This is a genomic window from Streptomyces adelaidensis, from assembly GCF_016598475.1.
GTDB lineage: Bacteria > Actinomycetota > Actinomycetes > Streptomycetales > Streptomycetaceae > Streptomyces > Streptomyces adelaidensis.
Genome location: NZ_JAEMUX010000033.1, coordinates 41,833 through 61,724, shown reverse-complemented (window position 1 = coordinate 61,724; position 19,892 = coordinate 41,833). Strand labels below are relative to the sequence as shown.

The following is a 19,892-nucleotide window of genomic DNA, read 5'->3' as shown; positions in this document are numbered from 1 at the left end:
TCATCCAGCGCCGGCCCGATCATCCAGCGCCGGCCGCGACCATTCAGCGCCGGCCGCGACCATCCAGCCCCTCCGGCGTTTGAGGAGCGGGGTCCGGGGCGGAGCCCCGGGGATGGGACGGGTAGGGGCGGCGGGGGCGGAACAACTCCTGGCGTCACGACTACGCTGCGACATATGACGTCCGAGGCCCCCACCCGCACGTACCGCCGACTGAGCGTGGAAGAGCGGCGCAGCCAGCTGCTGGACGCCGCCCTGGAGCTGTTCGCGCACCGGGCACCGGAGGACGTGTCGCTGGACGACGTGGCGGAGGCAGCGGGCGTCTCCCGCCCCCTGGTCTACCGGTACTTCCCCGGCGGCAAACAGCAGCTGTACGAGGCCGCCCTCCGCACGGCCGCCGAAGAGCTGGAGCAGTGCTTCGACGAGCCGGTCGAGGGCCCCCTCTCCGCCCGCCTGGCCCGCGCCCTCGACCGCTACCTGACCTTCGTGGACGAGCACGACACCGGCTTCAGCGCCCTCCTCCAGGGCGGCAGCGTCGTCGAGACGAGCCGGGCGACGGCGATAGTGGACGGGGTCCGGCGGGCGGCCGCGGACCACATCCTCCGGCATCTGGAGGTCGCCGAGCCGGGCCTCCGGCTGCGGATGACCGTCCGGATGTGGATCACGGCGGTGGAGGCCGCCTCCCTCATCTGGCTGGACGAGGGCAAGCAGCCGGACGTCGGCGAGCTCCGCGACTGGCTCGTCGAGCAGTTCGTGGCCGGTCTCACCGCCACCGCGAGCCGCGACCCGCAGACCGCCGGCGTCGTCCGGAACACCCTCGCCGTGGAGACCTCGCAGGGCGTCGTCGGCACCCTGGTCCGCCGGGTCCTGCCCGTGGTCGGCGACGCCGCCCACCTGCTGTGACACTGGTCCGGTGAAGAGCCAAGACACCCCCTTCGTGGGCGGCCCCCTCGACGGGCGCGTCCTGCCCGTGCTGCTCGGCATCACGGGGCACCCCCCGAAGACGTACCGGGTCCCCGTCCCCGACGCGGCCGGCGGCCCCCCGACCGTGCTGGTGTACCGCCGGGCCGACGCCGGCCGGGGCGGTTTCATGCACCAGCTGTGGAAGTACGAGTACGCCCCCGACGCGGACCCCGGCCGCCGGCTGAAGTGGCCCTGGTCCAGGCCGGGCGGGCAATCCGCCACGCCGCCCGGGAAGCCGCGCCCCACCGACGAGTGACCCCCCGGCGCCGAACGGTCCACCCGGCGCGCGCCCGCCCCGCACTCCCCCCATCCTGCCGATGCGAGGTGGACGGCCCACCTCCGCACCGGAGGTGATGATGTGTCAGGAAGGCTTCTGCGCCTGGTCGGTACGGCGATGGTCACGGCACTGACGGCCGGCGCCCTCCTCACGGCCCCCGCCACCGCCGTACCCGAGCCCCCCGCGGCCGACGACGACCGCTCCGTCGCCACCCTCCTCACCGACCTCCAGCGGCTCTACCGCGAGGCCGAGGAGGCCACCGAGGAGTACAACGCCACCGAGGAGGAGCTGGCGAAGCAGCGGGCCGAGGTCACCAAGCTCGACCGGCGGCTCACCGCGGCCCGGCTCTCGCTGCACGACAGCCGGGGCGCGGCCGGCCGGCTGGCCCGGGAGCAGTACCGAGACAACAGCACGGCGCTCTCCCCGTACGTACGCCTCCTCCTCGCCCGCGATCCGCACCGGGCGCTGGAGCAGGGCCAGGTGATCGGGCAGGTCGCGCGGGAGCGGGCCGAGACGGTGTCGCGGCTGACCGGCAGCGAGCAGGACTCCGACGCGCTGGCCCGCAAGGCGCGCGCGGCCCTCGACCGGCAGCTCACCCTCACCGAGCGGCGCAAGAAGGAACGCGTCGGCGTACGCGACCGCCTCGGCGACATCGAGAAGCTCCTCGCCTCCCTCACCGCCGAACAGCTCGCCGGCATCGAGGAGTTGGAGAAGGACAGCACCGCCGAGGCCCAGCGGGAGCTCGTCGCCTCCGGCGCCCTGAGCACGGTACGGCCGCCGACCCGCACCGGCGCGAAGGCGGTCCGCCACGCCGTCGCCCAGATCGGCAAGCCGTACGAGTGGGGCGCCGAGGGGCCGGAGACGTACGACTGCTCGGGTCTGACCTCCGAGGCGTGGGCGCACGCGGGCCGCCCCGTCCCGCGCACCAGCCAGGAGCAGTGGGCCCGGCTCCCCCGGGTCCCCCTCGACCGCCTCCGCCCCGGCGACCTGGTCGTCTACTTCCCGAAGGCCACCCACGTGGCGCTCTACCTCGGCGACGGCATGGTGATCCAGGCCCCCCGCCCGGGCGCGACGATCAAGGTCTCCCCCATCGCCGCCAACCCGGTCCTCGGCGCCGTACGCCCCGACCCCGACGACAGCCCCCTGAAGAACTTCACCCCTCCGAAGCTCCCGAAGACGGCGAGGGAGGGCTCGGACGAGGGCTACGACGCGCCGTAGACAAGGGCGCGCCCAGCGCGCCCTTCAGGGGCGCGGGGAACTGCGCGAGCAACCACGAACCACGCGCACCCGGCACTCATCGAGCACCCCCACGGCGCCTACCCCCCGGCGACCTCCGACAGGTACGCCGAGGTCTTCTCCGCATCGTAGAAATACCCCTCGAAATCCGCCGGATCGTCAAACCCATTGGCGAAACGATCCGCCACAACCGGCAGCCCCTCCGCCACCCCGATCAACCCCAGCACATGCTCAGCCGGCGGAGCCAACATCGTGTTGGTCCACTTGGTGACGGGACCGGCGATCCGCCAGAACCGCTCGAACGTCCGCCGCATCCACGTCTCGTCGAACTCCGCGTCCCCGTGGTCGAGGATCGCGGCGAGGTAGACGGCCGCGCACTTGGTCGCCGAGTTCGAGCCCTGACCGGTGAGCGGGTCGTTGGCGACGACCACGTCCCCGGCACCGAGGACCAGGCCACCGCCGGGAAGCCGCGCGACCGGGTGCCGTACGACCGGCGTGTAGCGGCCGATCAGGGCGGCTCCGGGGTCGGTCACCTCGACCTCGGTGGCCCGCGCGTACTCCCAGGGGGTGTACCGCTCCATGAGGTCCAGGGTCAGGGCGAGCTGCCGGTCGGCGTCCCCGACGCCGGCGAAGACATCGAGCGGGCCGCCGGGGCGGCCCAGCCAGAACAGGGCGTCGGCGTGACCGGAGGTGGTGAGGACGGGCTGGACGATGAGTTCGCCGAGGCCGGGCACCAGGTTGCAGCGGGCCGCGTGGAAGTCCGGGTGCTCGGGGCGCGGGCCGAGACCGTGCACATAGACGGCGGCGAGCGCGCGCTGCGGTTCCGTGTAGGGCGAGCGGGCGGCGTCGCGGCCGAACAACCGGACCAGTTCGCCCTTGCCCGCGGTGACGAGCACGAGGTCGTACATCCGGGCGAAGTAGTCAAGGTCGGAGACAGCGGCGCCGTGGATGACCAGCTGGCCGCCGCGCCGGGCGAAGGTCTCCATCCAGCCGGCCATCTTCACGCGCTGGTCGACGGCCTGGGCGTACCCGCTGAGCCTGCCGACCCAGTCGACGGCGCGCTGCCCGTCCGGGCCGGCGACGGAGACCCCGATCCCCTCGATCCTCGGGGTCTGGGACTCCCAGAAGTTCAGCTGGAGGTCGCGCTCGTGGCGCAGGGCGGAGTCGAACATGCACTGCGTCGACATGATCCGGCCGGTGCGTATCTCGTCCGGGGTGCGATTGGACATCAGGGTGACCTCGTACCCGTGCGACTGAAGTCCGAGGGCCAGTTGCAGCCCGGACTGGCCGGCTCCGACGACGAGTATCTTCCGCATCCGGACAGGTCTCCTGGTTCGTCCGTGTCGTCCCGCTGGGAGGGACTACTCGGGGCTGACGGATATCGCGTGCGAGCAGAGCGCCAGCAGGGTCTGCATCGCCGAGGCCCGGGTACGCGCGTCCATGATCATGACAGGTACATGCGCGGACACGGACAGCGCGTCCCGTACGTCCTCCGGCTCGAACCGCGCACTGCCGTCGAACTCGTTGACCGCGACGACGTACGGCAGTCCGCAGCTCTCGAAGTAGTCGAGAGCGGGGAAGCAGTCGTCCAGGCGGCGGGTGTCGGCGAGGACGACCGCGCCGATCGCGCCGCGCACCATGTCGTCCCACATGAACCAGAACCGCTCCTGGCCGGGCGTGCCGAACAGGTAGAGGACGAGGTCGTCGGAGAGGGTGATGCGGCCGTAGTCCATGGCCACGGTGGTGGTGACCTTGTTCGGTGTCGCGGAGAGGTCGTCCGTGCCGACGCTCGCCTCGGTCATCAGCGCCTCGGTGCGCAGAGGGGTGATCTCGGAGACCGCGCCGACGAAGGTGGTCTTGCCGACGCCGAAGCCGCCCGCCACCACGATCTTCGTGGCGATGGGGGCCCGGGAGAGGTCGGACTGCCAGGGCTTCAGCTCCTCCTCGGGCTCCGCCGCGACCGCTTCCTCGGGCCCGGGCTCGGGCCCGGGCTCGGGCTCGGGCTCGGTCGCGGGGCCGGTGAGCCGGTCGAGCCCTGGGGAGGCCGCCCGGGCGGCGCCGGGGTCGAGACAAGGAGCGTCCGCGTCGAGCTCGACGCGGGGGGCGTCGTCGTCGACGCCCGGGGTGACGCCGGGCGAGGCGTCGGGGGTGACGCCAGGCGAGGCGGCGTCAGAGACTGCGGAGTCCACTCAGCACCCTTTCCAGCAGAGCGCGGTCCGGCTGTCCCGGGCCGTGACCTGTTCCGTACACGCGGATCTTTCCCTGGTCCGCGAGATCACTGAGGAGGACGCGGACCACGCCGAGCGGCATCTTCAGCAGCGCGGCGATCTCCGCCACCGTCCGCATACGGCGGCAGAGTTCGATGATGGCCCGCATCTCGGGCATCACCTTGGCGTTGAGTGAACCACCCCCGCCCCTGAACAGGTGGGCCGGGCCCCCGGCCAACTCGGGCCGCTCCGGCGCGGCTTCGAGTGCGGCGACGGCGACGAACGTCTCCACGAGCAGGACGTGGCCGAAGCGGGTGCGGCCGCCGGTGAGCGAGTAGGGGCGTACGCGGGCGGGTGTGCGGTCGCCGCCGCGCGTGGGCAGCCTCTTCGCGCCCTTCGACGCGGTCGGCTTCTTCGCCGGACCGGGCGACTTGGGGCCGCGGACCTTGGTCTTCTTCGAGCCGCTCATCGACTGCTCCCGGCCGCCTCGGTCTCCTTCTCGGACTCGGCCTCCAGGGACTTGCGCAGTTCGCTGCGGAGCTCCGGGGTGAGGACATGGCCGGCGCGGCCGACGAAGAGGGCCATGTGGTACGCCACCACGCTCATGTCGCAGTCCGGGGCGCCGTGCACGCCGAGCAGCGAGCCGTCGCTGATCGACATCACGAAGAGGCTGCCCTCGGCCATCGCGACCATCGTCTGCTTGACCCCGCCGAACTCCATCAGCTTGGCGGCGCCGATGGTGAGGCTGCCGATGCCGGAGACGATGGTGGCCAGGTCGGCGGCGGAGCCCCGGGGGCCCTGGGGCCGCTCGCCGGGGGCCTGGCGGGCCTCGGCGATTCTGCCGGGGTCGGAGGAGAGCAGCAGCAGTCCGTCGGAGGAGACCACCGCGACCGACAGCAGCCCCGGCACCTCCTCGACGAGGTTCGTCAGCAGCCAGTGCAGGTTACGGGCTTCACTGCTCAGTCCGAAGGTAATGGGCGCGGTCAACTGCTTTCCTCCTCGGAAGTGCCCCCCGTGGTGTCAACTGCCTCTGTTCGGTACTCGATCGTCGCGGGAATCCGTGTCTCGCCCGACTGCTCGGCGATCTCCGCCTCGACGTCGCGGCGCCCCTCCTTGGCCCCCTGGTGGAATCCGCCGAGCCGCCGGCGGAGCTCCTCGGCGTTCACGCCCCCGACCCTGGGCCTGGGGGCCGTGGGCACGGGCGCGGTGATCCTGGGTGTGCGCTTGGGCAGGCCCTTGTCGGTGACGCGTGGGGCCTGCTCGGCCCGCGGCGCCTCCGCCGGGGGCCACGCGGCCTCCGCCGTGCGCGCCGAGTCCCCTTCGCCGGCTTCGTCGGCGGCACGCTCATGCGTGTCGGATCCGAAGCCGTACGGATCGTCGGCGTCCGCGGCCGCGATGTCCTCGTCGTCGAGGTCCGCCTCGTCGGCCCTCCCCGGGCCCACCGGAGCGAAGAGCTCCATGGTCGTCTCGGACACGGATTCGGAGACGGGCGCGGACTCAGGCGCGGGTGCGGGCGCGGGTGCGGGCGCGGGCGCGGGTACGGGCGCGGGTACGGGCGCGGGCGCGGGTACGGGCGCGGGCGCGGGTGCGGGCGCGGGTGCGGGCGCGGGCGCGGATTCGAAGACGGACTCGGTCCGGGCGTCGGCGGCCGTCCCCACGGCCTCCCTCGCCAGGATCGCCCGCTCGGCCGCCTCGATGAGCGGGTCGCCGTCGCCCTCCGGCTCGCGTACGGCGACGGATCGGCCGGGCAGGACGTTGGAGTTGGCCTCGGCACCGGCGCCCGGCAGGGTGAGCGTGGGCATGACTCCGGCCGGGGTGCCCGCGGGTGCGGCGGACCCGGTGGCCAGCAGCCCCTTGGGCACGACGACCACCGCGGCGGTGCCTCCCGAGCCGTGCTCCTGGAGCCGTACGCGGGTGCCGAGCCGGTGGGCGAGGCGGGCGACGACGTACAGGCCGAGGCCGAGGCCCTGGCCGCCCTCCTGGTCGTAGGGGGCGTCGGGGTCGAAGTCGGTGAGGCGGGAGTTGAGCCGGGCGAGCCGGTCGGGGGCGACACCGATGCCGCCGTCCTGGACGCAGAGGGTGATCTCGCCGTTCTCCGTCAGCCGGCCGGAGACCTCGACGGACATCTCCGGCGGCGAGAACGACGTGCCGTTCTCCAGGAGTTCGGCGAGGAGGTGGCTGAGGTCGTCGGCGGCGAACCCGGCGACGTGCGCGCCCGGCGGCAGCGTGGCGATGCGGACCCGCTCGTAGCGCTCGATCTCGCTGACCGCGGCGCGGACGACGTCGACGAGCGGGACGGGTCCGGCGTGGTGCTGGATGTGCTCGTGGCCGGCCAGGACGAGGAGGTTCTCGCTGTGGCGGCGCATGACGGTCGCGAAGTGGTCGAGCTTGAAGAACGTGGCGAGCCGGTCGGGGTCCTGCTCGCGCTCCTCCAGGGACTCGATGACGGCGAGCTGCCGCTCGACGAGGCCGAGGGTGCGCAGCGCGAGGTTGACGAAGGTGGCGTGCACGCTGTGCTGGACCTTCGCCAGGTACCCGGTGGCCTCGGCGAGTTCGGCGCGCAGCCGGTCGCGGTCGTCGGCCATGGTCCGGCGCTGGCCGATGAGGTGCTTGCGGTCGCCTTCCAGGGGCGCGAGGCGCTCGTGCAGCGCGAGGGCGTGCGCGTGGAGCGCGTTGACGGAGCGCACGACCTGGGCGAACTCGTCGTTACGGCCGGTGAACTTGACGGGTTCCTCGGTGGCCGGGTCGCCGGCGAGCCGGGCCGAGCCGATGCGCAGGACCGCGAGCGGGCGGGTGAGCGAGCGGGCCATGCCGGTGGCGACACCGACGGCGAGCAGCATCAGGGCGCCGAGGAGGGCGACGCGGATCTCCAGCGCGGTGACGTCGTCGTCGCGGAGCTGGGCGAGGTCCTTGGTGCGCCGGTCGTAGAGGGAGGACTCGGCGCCGCGCATCAGGTCCACGCGGGCGGAGAGCGCCGCGTCGACCTTCTTGGCGCTGGTGCCCGCCTCGCTGTCGGAGAGGGTGGGCTGGTCGGTGAGGCTCGCCAGGTACGTGTCGGCGGTGTCCGCCTCGGGTCCGGTGACCGTGGCGTCGTACGAGGAGCGGGCGGTGGCGGGCGCGATCTCGCGGAAGTGGGCGAGAGCGGCGTCGGAGCGGACGCGGGCCTGCTGGGCGGCGGCACCGAGGGCGTCGCGCTGCTTCTCGTCGGCGGCCGTGGCGCCGGTCGTGGTGGTGGGCAGCCCGGTGATCGGGTCGACGACCGTCCGGGTGGTGGTCGGCACGCTGAGCGCGGCGACCAGCAGGCCGCGGGCGGCGGCGGCCTGCTGGACGGCGCTGTCGAGTTCGGCGAGCGCGTACGCCCCGCCGCCCGCGCGGGGCGGCAACTGCTCGGCGAGTTCCTCGGCGAGGGCGTGCAGTTCGGTGACGACGGCGGTGTACGCCTGATGCGTTTCGAGAGCGGTGCTCTTTCCGGAGAGCGCCGCTTCCCGTACGCCGGCGATGGACTTGATGTCCTCCCGCAGCGCGGCGGACGTGTCGGTGTCCGCGCTCAGCTCCTCGACCTGGAGGTCGACGCGGTCACCGCGCTGTTTGCCGGGCACGGCCGACTCGGGCCGCCCGGCGGCGACGTACACGGTGATCTCGTCCCGCTCGTCCGCCAGCGCGTGCGCCAGCGTGAGCGTCTCCTGGGTCTGTTCGGCGAGCGTCACCAGGCTCTGGGTGTCGTGCAGTTGCTCCGAGGCGGCGAGGACCGAGGGAGCTCCGGCGCCCGCTATGGCGGCGGCCACGACGGCCACGGCGACGATGAGCCGGTTGCGTACGTGCGCCTTCCGCCCGGTGCCGACGGCGGGGGCCTGCCGGTCCGCCGTCCCCTGCTGGTTCGGGGAGGCCGCGGAGGCCTTCGAGGCCGCCTGCTTGCCTGCGCGCCGAGGCCGCGTCTTCTGCACCGGTGCTCGCATTCCTGACTCGTTTACCCATGGGCCCGGGTGACGTTCCGTCAACTTATGAGCGTCCCCCGGTACGGCTCCCGACCCTCCCAGTGCCGGTGGGCAGCGGTCCCGCATCATCAGTCCCGCCACCCGAAGGAGTGAACATCCCCGGGGAGTTGGCGAGCAAGTTCCTTCGGCTCGTGCCGATGCCCCGTGTGGCGGGCCGGTTGGACGTCGGCGACGCGCTTTGACAGTATTCGCCGCCGCGCTTCGCCACTGACGTTCATTCCATGCCAAACCCGGCGCCCGGCCTGGAGGGTCCGGGGCGTACGGCGACCATTGTCGGCCTTTCGCGGATCTCGTGGAGGGCTCGTGCAGACTGGCCGAATGCGCACTGAACTCGTCTCGGAGCCCGGCGACCCCACTCGCCCCAACGAGGACTTCGCGTCGGTCGCCCTGCCCGCGGCGGGACAGGGCGGCGCCCTCGTCCTCCTCGACGGTGTGACCCCACCGGCCACCGACTACGGCTGTCGACATTCGGTCGCATGGTTCACTTCCCGCCTGGGCGGCGCCCTGACCGAACTATCCGTTTCACTACGGGATTCCCCCTTGCCCGAGGTCCTCGCACAGGCCATCTCTCGTACCGCGCGGGCCCACACCCAAACCTGTGACCTTTCTCACCAGCGAACTCCGCAGGCCACAGTGGTTCTCGCCCGCTGGTCCGCCGCCGCCCTGGAGTACCTGGTCCTGTCGGACTCCGCCCTCCTGTTCGAGCGGCCGGACGGCACCGTGACAGCCGTACTGGACGACCGCCTCTCCCGGCTCCCGAGGTCCTCCCTGGCCACCGCCGCCATCGCCGATTCCACGGTCCGCAACAAGGAGGGCGGCTTCTGGACGGCGGCCGCCGATCCGGCCGTCGCCGCGCGGGCGGTGACGGGCGTCGTGCCCCGCGAGGAGGTCCGGGCACTCGTCGCGTTGACGGACGGGGCGAGCCGGTGGGTGGAGAAGTTCCGCGAGGGCGACTGGGCGGACTGCCTCACCCTGGTACGGAAGACGGGGGCCCGGGGGCTGGTGCAGCGGGTGCGGGAACTCGAAACCACCGATGTGGAGCGGGAGTTCCTGGGGCGGAGCAAGACGCATGACGACGCGAGTGTGGTGGTCGTGGAGTGGTGAGGGTGCGCAGTGGTGAGGTGCGCAGTGGTGCGGGTCAGGGGTAGTGGCCCTCAGCCCTCCACACCCCGGTTCAGCTGATGCAGCAGCCGCGCGAGTTCGGCCACCTCGTCCCGGTCCCACCCGGCCAGCTGTCGTACGTACGCGACCCGGCGGGCGTCCCGGACCGCGCGGAACCGGTCCCGGCCCTCCTCCGTGAGGTGGACGAGCCAGGCGCGGCCGTCGGCGGGGTCGGGTTCGCGGGCGATGAGGCCGAGGTGTTCCAGGGCGCGGAGTTGACGGGACATGGTGGCCTTGCCGACGCCGATGAAGGCGGCCAGTTCGGTGGCGCGCAGGCGGCCGGTCTGGTCGAGTCGGGCGAGGAGGCCGTACGCGGCGGACTCCAGGTCGGGGTGGACGGCCCGGGCCATCTCCCCGGACTTGGCGCGGGCCCGCCGCAACAGGACCGTCAGCTCCCGTTCCAGCGCCAGATACGCCTGGTCCATGCCGCCCACCGGCGTACCGGCCGGGGGCATACCGCCCACCGGCATGTCGGCCCCGACGCCGCCGTCGTCGTCGCCTTTCCCGCCCTCGTCGTGCACGTCGGTGCTCCTGATGTCGATGCCGCGTCTCTGAGAAATTTCCGCCGAAGACCGCCATTGCCGGCAGCAGCGCAAGTATTTCGCAGGATGGGGCCGTCGGCCGACAACCCTTCACCCGGCCGGCGCGAAGGAGAGGCCCGGACCCCTTCACGGGACCCGGGCCTTCTCCCCTCCGGTGGGTGTCCGTCACACCACCACCGGAGCCTTGTGGAGCCGCCGTGCCTGGCGCGGCCGCGCCTCGCGGAGCAGCCGTCGGGGTCAGGCGGCCACCGGCACCTCCACGGCCGCCGGAGCGAGCGCCAGCTCCAGCACCTGGCGTACGTCCGTGACGGCGTGGACGTCGAGCTTGTCGAGGACCTCGGCGGGGACGTCGTCGAGGTCGGGCTCGTTGCGCTTGGGGATGACGACGGTGGTGACGCCGGCCCGGTGCGCGGCGAGCAGCTTCTGCTTGACGCCGCCGATGGGCAGCACCCGCCCCGTCAGCGAGACCTCACCCGTCATCGCCACATCCGTACGGACGAGCCGCCCGGACAGGAGCGAGGCGAGGGCCGTCGTCATGGTGACGCCGGCGCTCGGGCCGTCCTTGGGGACCGCGCCCGCCGGGAAGTGGATGTGCACGCCCCGGTCCTTGAGGTCGGCGACGGGCAGCTCCAACTCCGCGCCGTGCGAGCGCAGGAAGGAGAGGGCGATCTGCGCGGACTCCTTCATCACGTCGCCCAGCTGGCCGGTGAGGGTCAGCCCCGCCGCGCCGGTCTCCGGGTCGGCGAGCGACGCCTCGACGTAGAGGACGTCGCCGCCCGCGCCGGTGACCGCGAGGCCGGTCGCGACACCCGGCACGGCCGTCCGCCGCTCCGCCGGGTCCTGCGCCGACTCGGGCACGTGGTGCGGGCGCCCGATGAGGCCGCGCAGATCGCCGTCCGTGACGGTGAACGGCAGCTCCCGCCGCCCCAGTTCGTGCTGGGCCGCCACCTTGCGCAGCAGCCGGGCGACGGACCGCTCCAGGTTCCGTACGCCGGCCTCACGGGTGTACTCACCGGCGAGCTTGCGCAGCGCGCTCTCGTCGAGGGCGACCTCGTCGGCGGCGAGCCCGGCGCGCTCCAACTGCCGCGGCAGCAGGTGGTCCCGGGCGATGACGACCTTCTCGTCCTCGGTGTACCCGTCCAGCCGGACGAGCTCCATCCGGTCGAGCAACGCCTCCGGAATCGCCTCGAGCACATTGGCCGTGGCGAGGAAGACGACGTCGCTCAGGTCCAGTTCCACTTCCAGGTAGTGGTCGCGGAAGGTGTGGTTCTGGGCGGGGTCGAGGACTTCGAGGAGGGCCGCGGCGGGGTCGCCCCGGTAGTCGGAGCCCACCTTGTCGATCTCGTCGAGGAGGACGACGGGGTTCATGGAACCCGCCTCCTTGATGGCCCGGACGACCCGTCCGGGCAGTGCGCCCACGTACGTACGCCGGTGTCCGCGGATCTCCGCCTCGTCGCGCACACCACCGAGCGCGACCCGGACGAACTTGCGCCCCATGGCATGCGCCACGGACTCGCCGAGGCTGGTCTTGCCGACGCCGGGCGGCCCGACGAGGGCGAGCACAGCGCCGCCGCGCCGTCCGCCGACGACGCCCAGCCCCCGCTCCGACCGCCGCTTGCGCACGGCGAGGTACTCGGTGATGCGCTCCTTCACGTCCTCCAGACCCGCGTGCTCGGCGTCGAGCACGGCCTTGGCGCCCTGGATGTCGTACGAGTCCTCGGTCCGCTCGTTCCAGGGAAGCTCGAGAACCGTGTCCAGCCAGGTACGGATCCAGCCGCCCTCGGGCGACTGGTCGCTGGACCGCTCCAGCTTGTCGACCTCCTTGAGCGCGGCCTCCCGTACCGTCTGAGGCAGATCGGCGGCCTCGACGCGCGCCCGGTAGTCGTCCGACTCCTCGCCGTCCTTCTCCCCGTTCAGCTCGCGCAGTTCCTTGCGTACGGCTTCGAGCTGGCGGCGCAACAGGAAGTCGCGCTGCTGCTTGTCGACGCCTTCCTGGACGTCCTTGGCGATGGTCTCGGCGACGTCCTGCTCCGCGAGGTGGTCGCGCAGCTGCTGGGTGGCGAGCTTCAGCCGGGCGATCGGGTCGGCCGTCTCCAGGAGCAGCACCTTCTGCTCGGTGGTCAGGAAGGGCGAGTATCCGGAGTTGTCGGCGAGCGCGGAGACGTCGTCGATGGCCTGGACGCGGTCCACGACCTGCCAGGCGCCGCGCTTGCGCAGCCAGCTGGTGGCGAGTGCCTTGTACTCCTTGACGAGTTCACCGGCATGGCCGGGCAGCGGCTCCGGCACGCTCTCGTCGAACCGCGTCCCCTCGACCCACAGCGCGACGCCGGGCCCGGTCGTCCCGGCCCCGATCCGCACCCGTCCGATCGCGCGGATGAGCGCCCCGGGATCCCCGTCGGCCAGCCGTCCGACCTGCTCGACGGTCCCGAGCACACCCGTGCCCGCGTACGCCCCGTCGATCCGCGGCACCAGCAGCACCCGCGGCTTGCCGGACTCCGCCCGCGCCGCCGCCTGCGCGGCCTCCACCGCGGCCCGTACATCCGTGTCATTGAGGTCCAACGGCACCACCATGCCCGGCAGCACGACCTCTTCGTCGAGCGGCAGCACGGGCAGAGTGAGCGGTGCGGACGTCGAAGCCATGATCTCTCCTCAGGCAGTCAAGTTGAGCAATGCCGACTCAATGCAGCTGAGCGGAGGAATGTTCCCCGGGAGAGCGTGCGTTCGCTGTGGGCGATCACCGCAGGGATACGGGCACGCAGTCGACGTAATACCCTTAGGTCAATCACACCTATTACACACATGGAGTCGCGGTGGACGGAATCGTGCGGGCCTGGGTCGACGGATGGGTCGTATCGCGTGGCGCGGCGCCCCCGGCGGCCGAGCCCTGGGGCTGCACGATCGACATGGGCATGGCCCACCACGTCACCCGCCACGTCTTCTCCGCGACGGGCGACGAGGTGGAGGAAGCGACCGTCCGGAAGGTGGCGGACGCGGTCACCGGAGCGGGGGTCTGGCTCAAGGTGTTCGCGGAGCCACAGAGGGTGACCCCCTGGCTGGGCGAGGGCTGGTGGGTCGACCCGGAGCCGGGGTACCTGATGTCCGTACGACTGAAGGCGGATGAGACCCCGCCCCCCGCCCCCGACGGCTACCGGTTGCGCACCTGGTCGCGCGGCGGCGTGACCCGGGTGATGGTCGCAGCGCCGGACGGCTCCCTGGCCGCGCGCGGCCAGATCGCGCCGACGGGGAGGACGGCGGTCGTGGACCAGATCGAGACCTCCCCGGCCCACCGCCGCCGCGGCCTCGGCACCCTCGTCATGCGCACCCTGGCCCAGGCCGCCGCCGAGCTGGGCGCGGAGACAGGGGTGTTGGGTGGAACACCGGACGGGCGGGCACTGTACGAGTCCTTGGGCTGGGCGGTGGTGGCGCCGCTGACGAGCGCGAGGTTCACGGGCTGAGGCCGGGGGCAGCGCGCGCCCCCGGCCTGACCGGCGCGCGGGCCGTGCCCGCACCACCGGCGCACACCCCCGTCCCTGAGGACCTGACGGCCCGATCGACCGACGGCCACCGACGCCGCATGACCACGTTTCCCGGGTGCCGGTCCTGCACCGACCCGCCGCCCGCACCCGGATCAGGGCCATCGGCGCCGCCGTACTCGTAGAACTCCTCTACCTCCGCCACCACGCCTTCAGCACCCCCGCCCACCCCGGGGCCCCGGTGACTCACACCGACCGTCTCTCCGTACGCCGCCGCGCCCTGATCCTCGACGATCTGACCCTCACCCTCACCCCCGGCGTGGGCGTCCACGCCGTCCTCGGCCCCAACGGCGCCGGAAAGTCCACTCTCCTCCGGGTCCTCGCCACCACGACCGCCCCCACCGAGGGCTCGGTGAGCCTCCTGGACCGCGACCCCCGCGTCCCGGCGCAACGTCTCGAAATCCGGCGCCGTCTCGGCTGTCTCCCGCAGGAATTCGGCGTGTTCCGCGGCTGCGCGGTCCGCGAGTTCCTGTCCTACGCGGCCTGGTTGCGCGAGATGCCAGGTCGGCGCGTCCCGAAGGCGGTCACCAGTGCGGCGGAAGCCGTCGGCCTGCGCGACCGCCTCGGCCACAGACTCCGGACCCTCTCCGACGGCATGGAGCAGCGCGCCGGCATCACCCAGGCCATCGTCAACTCACCCGCCCTGCTCCTCCTCGACGAGCCGACGAGCCGACGACCGGTCTCGGCCCCCGTCGGCGATCCGACTTCCACGCCCTCGTACGGCGGTTGGGCCGCTGGGCCTGCGTGGTCGTGTCGACGCACCTCATGGAGGACACGGAAGGCGCCTGCGACGACGCCACCGTCCTGTCGCCCGCCGGCCGGGTCGCCTTCCACGGACCGCCGGCCACCCTCGCCGCGGCCGGCGGCTACGCGGCCGTCGTGGCGGCCTGAGCCGCCCGCCGACGCGGGCACCACCGCCGCACCACCGGCCACGTCGCGACCCCGATCGCCAACGCCATCAGGTGCCCCCAGTTCGTCATCGGGTCCGTGAACGCGAGCAGGTCGTCCACCAGCATCGCCCCGTAGCCCACCAGGATCGGCCACCGCAGCCACTGCGACAGCAGCCCCGCCAACGACCCGGCAGTGGCCGCCACCCCGAAGCTGATGCCGTAGTCGAGGCGGTGGAGGGAGCTGTCGGGAAGGTGGCCCGCCAGGACGGCGAAGCCCACCGGGACCTCGGTCGCGAGGGTGGCGAGCACATGACCCAGCAGGAAGACGCCAGCCGTGCGCCACCCGCCGATACGGCGCTCCAACGCGGTCAGCACCAGCAGAAAACCGAGGGCGTACGGCGAACCGACCCCACCCGCGACCCACAGCGCACTCGCGAACAGCACGAGCGCCGGGGTCCGGACGAGGTGTGCCACGTCCGTGCTGGAGCCCTGGTGCAGCGCGTGCACGAGGGCCGGGTCGGCGTACGCGGCGACGACCGAGGTGATCACCAGGACGGTGGCGTAGGAGAAGGTGAAGGGCGTGGCCCTGGGGGTGGGGAGCAGCCGCCAGGGGCGAAGGCGGGTGAGCCGGGCGGGCCCCTCTTCCGGTTCCGACGCCCTCACCCGCGCGGGTGCCGCCCCCGCCTGCCTCGGAATCCCGTCGAGCACCGGACCAGCCACCGACGGCGTCACGTCGGCCCCCGCCGCCGCCCCGGCAGGGGCCTCGGCGGTCTCCGCGGTCACCACGGTCTCGGCGACATCCAAGGTGAGGCGCTCCTTCCGTTTCACCCCACCCTCGACGCCCCGGTACGCCCCTGTCTGTGACCCCCGCCACCCTCGACATGATTCACAGTCAACCGACAGCTCTACGCCGTCTCCGTGCTACGCGCTCTCCGTGCCGATCCCCCGCAACACCCGCTCCGCGTACGCCCGGAACCGGCCCGTCATGTCGAACCCCTTCGGGTCCAGCACCCACTGGACCTGGAGGCCGTCCATCACGGCTGCCAACTCCTGCGCGACGGCGACCACATCCGTGTCCGGCCGCAGTTCACCCGTCTCGATCGCCCGCCTCAGCGCACCGGACACGGTGTCCACCACCATCGCGTACCGCTTGACGAAGTACGCGTGGGCGGGGTGCCCGGGGTCGCCCGCCTCGGCCGCGAGGATGTTGAACATCCGGGTGCGGCCGAGCCTGGTGCTGTTGTACTCGGCGAGCTTCACGAGCACGGCGAACATCTCCGCGGCCGACCCGAAGTCGCGCGCGAAGAACCGCTCCTGGTCGTTGTCGTCTATGCGCTCCAGCACCTGGACGAGGAGGTCCTCCTTGGTGCGGAAGTGGTGCAGGAGCCCGCCCTGGGTGATGCCGACGGCCTTGGCGATACGGGCGAGCGAGGAGGCGTGAAAACCCCGCTCGGCGAAGTGGTCGACGGCCGTGTCGAGAATCCGCAGCCGCCGCTCGTCACCGACGGCGTACGAGCCACGCGCACCGGACCCTTCCCGCTTCCCTCCGGCGGAACCCTCTCGTTTCCGTCCGCCGGACCCTTCCCGCTTCCCTCCGCCGGAGCCCTCCCCCCTCCGGCCGCCGGAGCCTTCTCCCCCTCGCGCGCCGGAGCCGTCCCGGCTCCGCCCACCGGACCCTTCCGGCCCGCCCGCGCCAGACCCTTCCGACCTCCGGTTCTGCACCATGCCCGTCACCATATCCCCGGATCAGCCGCGTATCCCGCGCCCTCGAAGGCCCGCGCGAACCGTCGGTTACACGAGTCAACCGGCCCTCCCTTCAAGCCATGCGCGGCGTGATTCTGGCCACTTGACCAATACCTAGCACCCACTCGGTTTTGCTGCTTCCCTGAACGGGCCTGCGCGGCGATGATGCCGCCCTCGTCCCCCAGGAGAGCCCATGGCCGTCACCCCAGACGCCTCCCCGCTCAGCAAGGCGACCGCTGCGTCCCCCACTCCCTCGGAACAGATCGAGCCCGCCTCCGCCACCCTCGTCCTCGGCCTGGCCCTCGCCCAGTTCGGCGCCTATCTCGCCGTCCTCACCCCGGTCATCGTCACCCTCGCCCTGCGGGTGAACCAGATCGTGCCGGAGGCGAACCGGGGTGCGGCCCTCGGTCAGGTGCTGTCCGTCGGCGCGCTGCTCGCGATGCTCGGCAACCCGGTCTTCGGCGCCCTGTCGGACCGTACGACCAGCCGTTTCGGCCGGCGCCGCCCGTGGCTGCTCGGCGGCATGGTCGCCGGGTTCGCCGGTCTTCTCGTGGTCGCCCTGGGCACCAGCGTGCTCACGCTGATGCTCGGCTGGGCGCTCGCGCAGCTCGGCATCAACGCCACCCTCGCCGCGCTCACCTCGTGCGTACCTGACCTGGTCCCGGACCGGCAGCGGGCCCGGGTCTCCGGGATCGTCGGCATGACGCTGTCGCTGTCGATGGTCGCCGGGGCGGGGCTCGCCCAGCTCTTCAGCGGTTCGCTCTTCCTCGCGTTCCTCGTGCCCGGGCTGATCGGGCTGGCCTCCGTCGGCTTCCTGACCGTGGTCATCAAGGACCGCGACCGCCCGGCGCGCGCCGGCGCTTTCCAGCCGTACAGCGTGAAGGAGTTCCTGCGCAGCTTCTGGGTGAATCCGCGCCGGCACCCCGACTTCGCGTGGAACTTCGCCGGCCGCTTCCTGATCTTCACCGGCGCCGCCTGCGTGACCAGCTACTCCGTCTACTTCCTGATGGACCGGATGGGTTACGACGGCACCGAGGTCGCCGACAAGTTCTTCGTCGGCATCCTCGTGATGGTCGCGGCCACCGTCGTCGGCTCGCTCGTCGGCGGTCAGCTCTCCGACCGCTCGGGCCGCCGCAAGCCGTACGTCCTGGGCTCCTCGCTCGGCATGGCCGTCGGTCTGGGGCTGGTCGCGACCTCCCAGACGTTCGGGATGTACCTGGTCGCCATGGTCGTGTTCGGCTTCGCGAAGGGCCTCTACCTCTCGGTGGACATGGCACTGGCCGCCGCGGTGCTGCCCAACCCGGAGGAGTCCGCCAAGGACATGGGCGTCCTGAACATCGGCAACGCCCTGCCCCAGTCCCTCGTCCCGATCATCGCCCCCAGCCTGCTCGCCATCGGCGCGGGAGGGAGCGGCGGCAACTACAGCGCCCTGTTCCTCTTCGGCGCCGTCGTCTCGGTCGCGGGCGCCCTCGCCGTCCGGTTCGTCCGCTCGGTCAAGTAGCCCCGCACCGGCCCGCCCGGCCGCCACATACAAGGAACCCGGATGCCCACGTCCCCGTACCGCGACCCGAACCGCCCCGTCGACGAACGGGTGGCGGACCTCCTGGCCCGGATGACCCTCGCGGAGAAGGCGGGCCAGCTCTTCCACTCGATGCTGACGATGAACGGCGACGGGACGCTCGTCGACGCCACCGACGGACCGTTCCTCCGGCGCGGCACCACCGAGCTGGTCACGGAGGGGCATCTGACCCACTTCAACCTCCTGGGTCAGCACGGCGTCCGGGAGACGGCCGAGTGGGTCAACCGGCTCCAGGCGCTCGCGGCGGACACCCGGCTGGGCATCCCGGTCACCCTCTCCACCGACCCGCGCCACTCGTTCACCGACAACCCGGGCGCGTCCTTCAACTCCGGCGCCTTCTCGGCCTGGCCCGAACCCCTGGGCCTGGCCGCGATCGGCGAACCGGAGCTGGTGGAACGGTTCGGCGACACGGTCCGCCGCGAGTATCTCTCCGTCGGCTTCCGCGTCGCCCTGCATCCGCAGATCGACCTCGCCACCGAGCCCCGCTGGTCCCGCCAGTCCGGCACCTTCGGCTCGTCCGCCGAGGTCACGAGCGCACTCGTACGGGCGTACGTACGCGGTCTTCAAGGACCCCGGCTCGGTCCGCGCTCCGTCGCCGCCATGGTCAAGCACTTCCCCGGCGGCGGACCGCAGAAGGACGGCGAGGACCCGCACTTCCCGCACGGCAAGGACCAGATCTATCCGGGCGGCATGCGCGACCACCACCTCGCGCCGTTCAAGGCGGCCATCGAGGCCGGCTGCTCGCAGATGATGCCGTACTACGGCCGGCCGATCGGTGTGGACGACTGGGAGGAGGTCGGCTTCGGCTTCAACCGGGACGTCCTGACCGGGCTGCTGCGCGAACGCCTCGGCTTCGACGGCATCGTCTGCACCGACTGGGGCCTGCTCACCGACGCGCCCATCGGCGACGAGATGCACGAGGCCCGCGCCTGGGGCGTCGAACACCTCACCGTCGCCGAACGCGCGGCGAAGTCCCTGGACGCGGGCGCCGACCAGTTCGGCGGCGAACAGTGCCCCGAGGTGATCGTGGAGCTGGTCCGCTCCGGCCGGATCTCCGAGGAGCGCCTCGATACCTCCGTACGCCGGCTCCTGCGCGAGAAGTTCGTGCTCGGGCTCTTCGAGCGGCGCTACGTCGACCCGAACCGGGCCGAGGAGACCGTCGGCGCGAGCGAGTTCACCGCCCTCGGCCGCGCCGCCCAGCGCCGCTCCCTCACGGTCCTGACCAACCACTCCCTGCTCCCCCTCACCGACCGCCCGAACCTGTACGTCGAGGGCGTGGGCGCGCAGACGGCGTCCCTGTACGGCAATGTCGTGGCCGAGCCGGCCGACGCGGACGTGGCCGTGCTGCGGCTGCGCACGCCGCATGAGGAACGGCCGGGGTTCTTCGAGTCGTTCTTCCACGCCGGGTCGCTGGCGTTCGGCGAGGAGCGGCTGAAGGAGATCCTGGCGCTGCTCAAGGCCGTGCCCACCCTGGTCTGCGTCAACCTGGAACGCCCCGCCGTACTCCCGGAGATCGCCGCGAAGGCCGCCGCGCTCGTCGCCGACTACGGGGCGTCCGACGCGGCCCTGCTGGACGTGGCCTTCGGACGGGCCCGCGCCGAGGGCCGGTTGCCCTTCGAGCTGCCGCGTTCCATGGCGGCCGTCGAGGCGTCCCGCTCCGACGTACCCAACGACACCGAGGACCCGGTCTTCCCGTACGGCCACGGCCTGGTGCTCTGATCACGCCAAGTGGCGGCGGGGCCGCCGTAATTCGGCCGCCCGCGTGCCAA

At 72.5% G+C, this 19,892-nt stretch carries 17 protein-coding genes and 1 pseudogene; 9 read left to right on the top strand and 9 right to left on the bottom strand.

Annotation, left to right across the window (positions count from 1 at the left end; translation table 11 throughout):
• Positions 1-174 precede the first annotated feature (174 nt).
• The 3 genes from I8N67_RS20440 to I8N67_RS20430 all read left to right on the top strand — a co-directional run bounded on the left by I8N67_RS20440 (position 175) and on the right by I8N67_RS20430 (position 2,455).
• Positions 175-900 (top strand): TetR/AcrR family transcriptional regulator, encoded by a 726-nt coding sequence (locus I8N67_RS20440; protein ID WP_200304595.1) that lies wholly within the window; start codon positions 175-177, stop codon positions 898-900.
• Positions 901-910: 10 nt separating this feature from the next.
• Positions 911-1,216: a DUF8847 domain-containing protein gene (locus I8N67_RS20435; RefSeq protein WP_200304594.1), complete on the top strand. Its 306-nt coding sequence runs from the start codon at positions 911-913 to the stop codon at positions 1,214-1,216.
• A 102-nt stretch (positions 1,217-1,318) separates the two neighbouring features.
• Entirely contained in the window at positions 1,319-2,455 is a 1,137-nt protein-coding gene (locus I8N67_RS20430; RefSeq protein WP_200304593.1) for a C40 family peptidase, read from the top strand.
• Positions 2,456-2,553: 98 nt separating this feature from the next.
• Here I8N67_RS20430 and I8N67_RS20425 read toward each other — a convergent pair whose 3' ends face one another.
• The 5 genes from I8N67_RS20425 to I8N67_RS20405 all read right to left on the bottom strand — a co-directional run bounded on the left by I8N67_RS20425 (position 2,554) and on the right by I8N67_RS20405 (position 8,636).
• Positions 2,554-3,789 carry a styrene monooxygenase/indole monooxygenase family protein gene (locus I8N67_RS20425; protein WP_200304592.1) on the bottom strand — a complete coding sequence of 412 codons (1,236 nt, stop codon included), beginning with the start codon at positions 3,787-3,789 and terminating at the stop codon, positions 2,554-2,556.
• A 45-nt stretch (positions 3,790-3,834) separates the two neighbouring features.
• Positions 3,835-4,410 carry a GTP-binding protein gene (locus I8N67_RS20420; RefSeq protein WP_200304620.1) on the bottom strand — a complete coding sequence of 192 codons (576 nt, stop codon included), beginning with the start codon at positions 4,408-4,410 and terminating at the stop codon, positions 3,835-3,837.
• Between the two features lie 232 nt (positions 4,411-4,642).
• Positions 4,643-5,149 (bottom strand): DUF742 domain-containing protein, encoded by a 507-nt coding sequence (locus I8N67_RS20415; RefSeq protein ID WP_200304591.1) that lies wholly within the window; start codon positions 5,147-5,149, stop codon positions 4,643-4,645.
• A complete protein-coding gene (locus tag I8N67_RS20410; RefSeq protein ID WP_200304590.1) occupies positions 5,146-5,667 on the bottom strand; it encodes a roadblock/LC7 domain-containing protein in 522 nt (173 codons plus the stop codon). The genes I8N67_RS20415 and I8N67_RS20410 overlap by 4 nt, the downstream gene beginning before the upstream one ends.
• Positions 5,664-8,636 (bottom strand): sensor histidine kinase, encoded by a 2,973-nt coding sequence (locus I8N67_RS20405; protein WP_200304589.1) that lies wholly within the window; start codon positions 8,634-8,636, stop codon positions 5,664-5,666. The genes I8N67_RS20410 and I8N67_RS20405 overlap by 4 nt, the downstream gene beginning before the upstream one ends.
• Positions 8,637-8,993: 357 nt before the next feature.
• Between I8N67_RS20405 and I8N67_RS20400 the strand changes: the two genes are divergently transcribed.
• On the top strand, positions 8,994-9,779 hold the full coding sequence (locus I8N67_RS20400) for a protein phosphatase 2C domain-containing protein (RefSeq protein WP_200304588.1): 786 nt from the start codon (positions 8,994-8,996) through the stop codon (positions 9,777-9,779).
• Positions 9,780-9,829: 50 nt separating this feature from the next.
• Here the strand turns inward: I8N67_RS20400 and I8N67_RS20395 are convergent, their stop codons facing one another.
• Together I8N67_RS20395 and lon are read right to left on the bottom strand one after the other, a co-directional pair.
• Positions 9,830-10,357, bottom strand: coding sequence for a MarR family winged helix-turn-helix transcriptional regulator (locus I8N67_RS20395; RefSeq protein ID WP_372443763.1), 528 nt, complete (start codon positions 10,355-10,357; stop codon positions 9,830-9,832).
• Positions 10,358-10,615: 258 nt separating this feature from the next.
• The gene (gene lon / locus I8N67_RS20390; protein WP_200304587.1) at positions 10,616-13,018 is read right to left on the bottom strand and encodes an endopeptidase La; all 2,403 of its coding nucleotides are present in this window, start codon (positions 13,016-13,018) and stop codon (positions 10,616-10,618) included.
• Positions 13,019-13,188: 170 nt separating this feature from the next.
• Here lon and I8N67_RS20385 point away from each other — a divergent pair, with 170 nt between their 5' ends.
• The 3 genes and pseudogenes from I8N67_RS20385 (at position 13,189) to I8N67_RS43880 (ending at position 14,802) form a co-directional block, all read left to right on the top strand.
• The gene (locus I8N67_RS20385; RefSeq protein WP_200304586.1) at positions 13,189-13,833 is read left to right on the top strand and encodes a GNAT family N-acetyltransferase; all 645 of its coding nucleotides are present in this window, start codon (positions 13,189-13,191) and stop codon (positions 13,831-13,833) included.
• Between the two features lie 316 nt (positions 13,834-14,149).
• Positions 14,150-14,521 (top strand): annotated as a pseudogene (locus I8N67_RS44635) (ATP-binding cassette domain-containing protein); the annotation flags it as partial.
• Positions 14,522-14,676: 155 nt separating this feature from the next.
• Positions 14,677-14,802 carry a hypothetical protein gene (locus I8N67_RS43880; RefSeq protein ID WP_267912789.1) on the top strand — a complete coding sequence of 42 codons (126 nt, stop codon included), beginning with the start codon at positions 14,677-14,679 and terminating at the stop codon, positions 14,800-14,802.
• On the opposite strand, the gene I8N67_RS20375 is transcribed toward I8N67_RS43880, so the two are convergent.
• Both I8N67_RS20375 and I8N67_RS20370 read right to left on the bottom strand, forming a co-directional pair.
• Positions 14,778-15,605, bottom strand: a complete 828-nt coding sequence (locus I8N67_RS20375) for a rhomboid-like protein (protein WP_234045990.1) — start codon at positions 15,603-15,605, stop codon at positions 14,778-14,780. The genes I8N67_RS43880 and I8N67_RS20375 overlap by 25 nt on opposite strands.
• A 117-nt stretch (positions 15,606-15,722) precedes the next feature.
• Positions 15,723-16,526 (bottom strand): TetR/AcrR family transcriptional regulator, encoded by an 804-nt coding sequence (locus tag I8N67_RS20370; RefSeq protein ID WP_234045989.1) that lies wholly within the window; start codon positions 16,524-16,526, stop codon positions 15,723-15,725.
• A gap of 211 nt (positions 16,527-16,737) precedes the next feature.
• Between I8N67_RS20370 and I8N67_RS20365 the strand changes: the two genes are divergently transcribed.
• Positions 16,738-18,045: an MFS transporter gene (locus I8N67_RS20365; RefSeq protein ID WP_200304585.1), complete on the top strand. Its 1,308-nt coding sequence runs from the start codon at positions 16,738-16,740 to the stop codon at positions 18,043-18,045.
• Positions 18,046-18,087: 42 nt separating this feature from the next.
• On the top strand, positions 18,088-19,842 hold the full coding sequence (locus I8N67_RS20360) for a glycoside hydrolase family 3 protein (RefSeq protein ID WP_200304584.1): 1,755 nt from the start codon (positions 18,088-18,090) through the stop codon (positions 19,840-19,842).
• Positions 19,843-19,892: the final 50 nt, after the last annotated feature.